At 44.0% G+C, this 6,158-nt stretch carries 8 protein-coding genes; all 8 read left to right on the top strand.

From position 1 onward, the window contains the following. Window positions 1–185: 185 nt before the first annotated feature. The 8 genes from E5S67_RS30600 to ltrA all read left to right on the top strand — a co-directional run bounded on the left by E5S67_RS30600 (window position 186) and on the right by ltrA (window position 5,747). Window positions 186–530 carry a hypothetical protein gene (locus E5S67_RS30600; protein ID WP_172193046.1) on the top strand — a complete coding sequence of 115 codons (345 nt, stop codon included), beginning with the start codon at window positions 186–188 and terminating at the stop codon, window positions 528–530. Next, window positions 527–895, top strand: coding sequence for a hypothetical protein (locus tag E5S67_RS30605; protein ID WP_172193048.1), 369 nt, complete (start codon window positions 527–529; stop codon window positions 893–895). The genes E5S67_RS30600 and E5S67_RS30605 overlap by 4 nt, the downstream gene beginning before the upstream one ends. After that, on the top strand, window positions 892–1,113 hold the full coding sequence (locus tag E5S67_RS30610; RefSeq protein WP_172193050.1) for a hypothetical protein: 222 nt from the start codon (window positions 892–894) through the stop codon (window positions 1,111–1,113). The genes E5S67_RS30605 and E5S67_RS30610 overlap by 4 nt, the downstream gene beginning before the upstream one ends. A 47-nt stretch (window positions 1,114–1,160) precedes the next feature. Further along, window positions 1,161–1,520, top strand: a complete 360-nt coding sequence (locus E5S67_RS30615; RefSeq protein WP_172193052.1) for a hypothetical protein — start codon at window positions 1,161–1,163, stop codon at window positions 1,518–1,520. 226 nt (window positions 1,521–1,746) lie between these two features. Then, window positions 1,747–1,965 (top strand): hypothetical protein, encoded by a 219-nt coding sequence (locus E5S67_RS32890; RefSeq protein WP_216670823.1) that lies wholly within the window; start codon window positions 1,747–1,749, stop codon window positions 1,963–1,965. Continuing rightward, entirely contained in the window at window positions 1,953–2,387 is a 435-nt protein-coding gene (locus E5S67_RS30620) for a hypothetical protein (protein WP_172193054.1), read from the top strand. The genes E5S67_RS32890 and E5S67_RS30620 overlap by 13 nt, the downstream gene beginning before the upstream one ends. Before the next feature lie 361 nt (window positions 2,388–2,748). After that, window positions 2,749–3,387, top strand: coding sequence for a hypothetical protein (locus E5S67_RS30625; RefSeq protein ID WP_172193056.1), 639 nt, complete (start codon window positions 2,749–2,751; stop codon window positions 3,385–3,387). A gap of 581 nt (window positions 3,388–3,968) precedes the next feature. Next, complete coding sequence (ltrA, locus tag E5S67_RS30630; RefSeq protein ID WP_172193058.1) at window positions 3,969–5,747, top strand: group II intron reverse transcriptase/maturase; 1,779 nt, start codon at window positions 3,969–3,971, stop codon at window positions 5,745–5,747. Window positions 5,748–6,158 lie beyond the last annotated feature (411 nt).

Consider the following 6,158-nt stretch of genomic DNA (forward strand, 5'->3'; position numbering starts at 1 on the left):
TATCGTGCACACTAGCTAATTTAGGATGATTACATTTACGTCAAGGAGCTTAACTACACAGAGGCTTTGATTGTTTTCGGAGATGTCTAGACGATAACGTCAGCAGTTACGTGGCAAGCGGCGCAACTCTAGGGAAGGGATGCAAAGTAATAAAACCCGCTCGCGGCTTCGCTGTCGGAAGAGATGTGGAAAATTTTAATCCTAGCGAAGCCGGGTTACAGGGTTCAATAGTGGTTTATGTAGAGGTAGTCGGCATTAAATATGCTTGGCGAATGCCGAACTATCAAATGAGCGTTCTTACGACGGCGGATTTGACAGCGCTGGGCATTAAAATTCCTCAGAAAACAGACAACAACGAGCTCGTTTTTGGCGCTTCCGTGCCATATCCTCCTAGAGCTTTTAAGAAAGTAGAAGGAAAAACAGTCTCGACTTTTTGCAGTGACGATGCTGCCGGCGGCAACGGGTGGACAATCTCTTCCGCATCGTTGCGCACGACGATCGGCGGCGCGGCGACTTCGCTTCCTGCATGACCTGGTTAACTTTGGGAACATTAGATTTGTCAGGGGGGAACGGCTTAAACTGGCAGCAAACCCCCGTCTCTGCAATCGACCAAGATATTATAAGATTGACTTTTATCAATAGTTTGGTTGATTGGCGGTTCCATTCTAAAATGCTAATTCGGCGAAAATGGGATGTTGTCGGCGACATTCCCCACGTCGAGCAAGCGCAGGTAGTTACTTTCGCTCCGCAGAGAATCATTCTAAATTTCCCAATCGCACCGGGATTTGTAGATGCAGGGTTGGCCGTTTACAGATTAGAAGTAAAAAAAATGTTTCGGTGGATTAGGGGTACTGTCAGCGAGCAAAACGTATTTGTTTTAATAGAGGTTCAATGAGCAAAGAAATAGAAAGTTTGGCTGCACAGTTTGCCAAGATTTTGACAAACATAGACAGCGGGACAGTTGACATTTATAAATTGACCGAAACTTTCAACGATCACATTGACAGGATTGTAAAACTAGAGCAACGAGTGGCACTTCTGGAAAGTAAAGTTAACAGTCAACAAGTTGACACGGTGCCGGGTGCAAATCAAGACCTCTACATTTACCGTTAATTGTCGTTGCAATTGAACGGCAGCATTTTTGGTTGAAAGCATTTGTCATGGTTATAAATTGGACAAATATTCTTGCTAATCTAGCTGCGTTGTGTGCTGTTCTTGCGTTCATTTGGAAAGGTTCTAGGGTAGTAGAAAAAGCTATCAGAGATTCTGCCGTATCAAAAGCGGAAGCAGAAACCAGAACGCGCGAAGCAGAAGCTAGAGCAAGAGCCGACCGAGCTCGTTTTGAAAATCTCTGGAGCATTGTAGAAATTCACGGCGAAGTGCTTAGCGACGTGCAAATTCATCTTTCTTTGCCTCCAGCCCAAAGAGAAAAAACCGATTTTCACGTAAGAAGTTCTACCACGCGCCTGGAGCAAAAAGGTTTTGAAAGGTTGGCGTCGCACCGCACGGATTTTACTTAGATGGACAAATACTCCTATCGGTTTACTGTCGCGAGTTTGGGAATATCTATCATGATGCTTTGTGCCGCGTGCATAGTTCTTGCTATTCAAGATAAAAACCCAATGCTTTTAGTGCCAGTATTGGGGTCAATTGTTCCCGCGTTAATTGGTTTGTTAGTCCCTCCTCCCAAACCGTCGCCGCAACCTTCAAGCGACCATATGCGAAGCTAATCGCTTCCCAATTGCAATGCCAGCATTTAAAGCAATTCAATTACTGAATAGCCAAGAAGTCACTTGCGCTGAATTGCGCAATTGCATTGATTCTTTGAATCGCGAATGCGGTCACATAGAAGCGATGGTTTCAATCGGTTTTAGAGACAAAGTATCAGGGCAGCACTCATTAGATTATCTTCAACTGTTAATTACCAGACTTTACAACAAGTTAGATGATATATGCACGAATTAATTTTTACAATGGATTTAGCTCAATCTTCAGAGCTAATTTACGGCAATTTGCAGTTGATTTATCCCAGCGGCGAGGCGATCGATTACGTGGCGACTTCCGGGTGCGCGGACTACCAACGGCCCGGTGACGAGTGGGTAAGGGGAAAGGGCCCTATCCCCGCTGGGGAATATCAAATCCCTAGCGAGCCTTATTGGTTAGAAACTCGCGGCGTAGAGGGCGATTTTTTCCACATCACGCCCGACCCTGTAGTTTCAGAGTATGGAACTAGAGCCGAGCTCGGGCTGCACTTTGACGCTAACCACCCCGGCAGCGCTGGGTGTGTAGTTCTAAAAAATCAGGAAGGCTGGCGGTGGTTTTGTGATCGGATGGCGTCGATTGCAAACTTGGGCGTGAAAAGTCTGCCGCTCACTGTGAAATATTAAAGTTGTAAACGCTATATATGGTGTTGATGCAGCTGCACCTCAACACCATATATAGCGTTTGCTAATCCCTGATAGGGCTTTAAGTAGGTTGCAACACGAACCCTAGGGGTCGTCCTAATATTTCACTACTGAGTTTCAATCCCTGATAGGGCTTTAAGTAGGTTGCAACCGGTAGGGCGAAGCTGGGAGGCTGAAGTCCCGCGCGCAGTATGCAGCGCATTTCCCCAGCCACCAAAATAATAGCATTTATCGTTGGGGATTCTGCGTAGCCAAAATATAGCATCTTGCCATTTATGGAAATGGTTTGCCGAAACCTTGACAGCCATTTATAGGAATGGTTTGATAGAAATATCAACCATTTATGGATACGGTGATGGCTAACAAAGCACGGAACAAATCAGGCAAGTTTGCACCCAAATCAGAAGTCCCTCGCAAGATACGGTCAGTCAACTTGACCGACACTGCGTGGCAATGGTTGGCGACTGTAGCAGACAAAGCAGGGATGAGCCGAAACGATTACCTAGAAGCACTGGCATCCGGGAATAGTCCATTTATGGGAATGCCGCAACCTCTTCCCCAACCATTTATAGAGACGGTACAAGAAGAGATAGAAACCCATGATGCGAACATGGTGAAACAACCAGATAGCGAGCTTTTACTGTTGTTTATTGAAATGGCAGGATTAGAAGTAGTACGGGCTGATAACCAACGGTTACATAATAACTTAGGTAACTTAGAAGCCCAGAGAGAACAACTCAATCAGGAATTAGCAGAAATTCAATCGCAGCTTGTGGCCGAGCGCGCCTTGCGAGAAAAAATTGAGCGCGAACTCTCCGAGCTAAAGCAAAATTCTGTTCAGGCCACCATGGGGTACAGCCGAGATACCTGCAAGTGCGATTCGTTCTGGAGAAACCCATTTCTTGGGGGGATTCCAGGCTTTAGTAGAGTAACCCTTATGGGGCTGAGTCCGCACTTTAATCCTCTACTAATGACAACTTGATATCCATGTAAGTGAGGTTCTCAAAGAACCAATTCTTACTGCCCTGGTGCGGGGTTAAAAGCACATAAACTACCAGTAATGGTAGCCCCTACGGAAAAGACTGACTATCAAATCTGTAAAGCGGGGATGAAAGCGGTTAATGGTGGTAATTGCTGAAAGCACCAACTGCAAGCAAGAGTTTATGGGGAGAGTAAACGAAGTGTTGTTGAGCCATCGTCAGATCTCACCAAGGGATATAAGCTTGTGTTTCGGACACACCTTGGGCTGGAAATAACTGGCATGGGGTTTGGACTGTTAGGATCTTGCAACCGAAGCAGCGTACCTCCTAGACCCCCGGTGGATAGACACCCTCTAAAGACTCAAAACAATGGATATCAGGAACGAAATAACCCAAATTATAGTTCCTATAGTGGTCGATATGTAGGTAAGCAGTCAAGCTAAAAGCTTTATTTGGGAGGGATGGGTTAAAAAAGCAAAAGCCTAGACCGAAATAACGGTCAAAGCCTGAAAAGGGATGGAGTAATGTCCGGGATAAGCAGACGTAACCCGCAATGTGTCTGTATATAGGGGTGTAAATAGCAATGAATAAGCCTAAATCAGATTCAACATTGAATACTGAGGGATGGAAGACTATCAACTGGCGACAAGTCGAGCGATATGTTTTTAAGTTGCAAAAACGCATCTATGCCGCTTCACGTTGTGGTGATATTCAACGAGTTCGCAAACTCCAGAAAACCCTAATGAGGTCTTGGTCTAATAGGGCATTAGCGGTAAGAAGGGTAACACAAGACAACCAGGGAAAAAAGACCGCAGGAGTGGATGGGATTAAATCACTATCCCCAGCAGCACGTCTTGACTTGGTGAAAGGTCTATTCATTAACGGTAAATCCAAACCTACACGGAGGATATGGATACCAAAACCAGGGAAAACCGAATTTAGACCGCTCTCGATACCCACTATTTTTGACCGTGCCTTACAAGCGGTAGTGAAAGCTACCCTTGAACCGGAATGGGAGGCTCGTTTTGAGCCATCAAGCTACGGTTTTCGACCCGGTAGGTCATGCCATGATGCTATCAAACATATCAAAAACTGCATAGTATCAAAATCTAAATTTGTTTTAGATGCAGATATCTCGCAGTGTTTTGACCGAATAGATCAGGAAGCATTACTTCTGAAATTAAACATGAACGGTTCAGTCAGGCAACAAATCAAAGCTTGGCTCAAATCGGGAGTGATAGATTCAGGAAAATTTGCAGCTACCACGGCTGGAACACCACAAGGCGGTGTAATTTCGCCATTATTGGCATCCATCGCCTTACATGGATTAGAAAGCCTGATAAACCAAGAGTTTCCTGTCAATTCAGCCGGAAAATTTAGAGGGGCTAAAAGCAAATTTGGCTGCGAAATATCTGGCGTAACCTGTATTAGGTACGCCGACGATTTTGTGGTTTTAAATGAATCCTTAACGGTCATTAAGAGGTGTGAGGAATTAATCAAAGATTGGCTCAAAGGTATCGGCTTAGAATTGAAACCAGAAAAGACGCGAATAGCACATACGCTATACTCCCATTTCAGTGAAGATGGTCAACCAGGATTTGATTTTTTGGGACATCATATTCAACAGATAAAAGTGGGAAAATACCGAGACAATAAAAATAGTCAAGGTAAAAAACTTGGTTTCATCACCCTCATTACCCCTTCTAAAAAGGCAATTGAGGCTCATAAACATGAGATGAAAAGTATCATCACAAAACACAGGTCACGTTCTCAAGCAGAACTAATTAAAAACCTTAACCCTATTATCAGGGGATGGACTTCATATTATAGAGTCTCAGATGCTGGAACTACTGGGGACTTCTCCTACTTAGATAGGATTACTTATCTTCGGCTGAGAAGATGGGCTAAAAGACAGACTGGGAGCATTAATTTAGGTCATCAAAAATACTGGCACACCATAGGCGATAACCATTGGGTATTCACCACTAGGTCAGAAAGTAATCCTTTACGGTTACTAACACATATCGAATTTCACTCCAGTGTGAACGATTATGTTAAAGTTCGCGGTGATAAAAGTCCTTTTGATGGTGACTTAATTTACTGGAGTTTAAGACTAAGCAAACACCCTGAGATGCCTACTACGAAAGCGAAGCTTCTCAAACAACAACAGGGTAAATGTGCTTGGTGTAATTTGCATTTTCAAGAAGGCGATTTATTGGAAATTGACCATATTAAACCCATTTCCTGTGGAGGTAAGAAGGAATGGCAAAATCTCCAATTATTACATCGTCATTGCCACGATGATAAAACTGCCAATGATGGCAGCTTGAAGACCCATATTGACAAAATGGAAGCACATTGAGTAGCCGTGTGCCGGGAAACTGGCAAGCACGGTTTCGGACGGGAGGGGTGGAATAGTAATGTTCCCCTCGACCCTCTCAATAGGACGTGATATTAAGAAACGTCACAAGTAAGTCGCGAGTTTGCTTTCGAGGAAGCTTACAAGCACAAAAGCATCCTAAATTAGCTGACTATTCAACCAAGTTTGAGAAGGCCGAGTATTACTACTACTCGGCCTTCGTACAGGCCCAAAAAGCGGAAATATTTTACTGCTAAACATTTCAGGCTTTGGGTGCATCTCACTTTTGCAAATATATGAAAAAGGGCTAAAATGAAAAAGCGAGTAAAACTGTGAAAAAAGATGAGGTAAAAAAAAATGACACCCTCAGAGCAACAACGCCTAAAAGCACACTTAAAAGGGGTAGCAGAAATT

This window comes from Microcoleus asticus IPMA8 (genome assembly GCF_013179805.1).
GTDB lineage: Bacteria > Cyanobacteriota > Cyanobacteriia > Cyanobacteriales > Microcoleaceae > Microcoleus > Microcoleus asticus.

Excerpts from the sequence above, each read along its gene's own strand:
- E5S67_RS30605 (WP_172193048.1), top strand. The coding sequence starts at position 527 with ATGACCTGGTTAACTTTGGGAACATTAGATTTGTCAGGGGGGAACGGC.
- E5S67_RS30610 (WP_172193050.1), top strand. The coding sequence starts at position 892 with ATGAGCAAAGAAATAGAAAGTTTGGCTGCACAGTTTGCCAAGATTTTG.
- E5S67_RS30615 (WP_172193052.1), top strand. The coding sequence starts at position 1,161 with ATGGTTATAAATTGGACAAATATTCTTGCTAATCTAGCTGCGTTGTGT.
- E5S67_RS32890 (WP_216670823.1), top strand. The coding sequence starts at position 1,747 with ATGCCAGCATTTAAAGCAATTCAATTACTGAATAGCCAAGAAGTCACT.
- E5S67_RS30620 (WP_172193054.1), top strand. The coding sequence starts at position 1,953 with ATGCACGAATTAATTTTTACAATGGATTTAGCTCAATCTTCAGAGCTA.
- E5S67_RS30625 (WP_172193056.1), top strand. The coding sequence starts at position 2,749 with ATGGATACGGTGATGGCTAACAAAGCACGGAACAAATCAGGCAAGTTT.
- ltrA (WP_172193058.1), top strand. The coding sequence starts at position 3,969 with ATGAATAAGCCTAAATCAGATTCAACATTGAATACTGAGGGATGGAAG.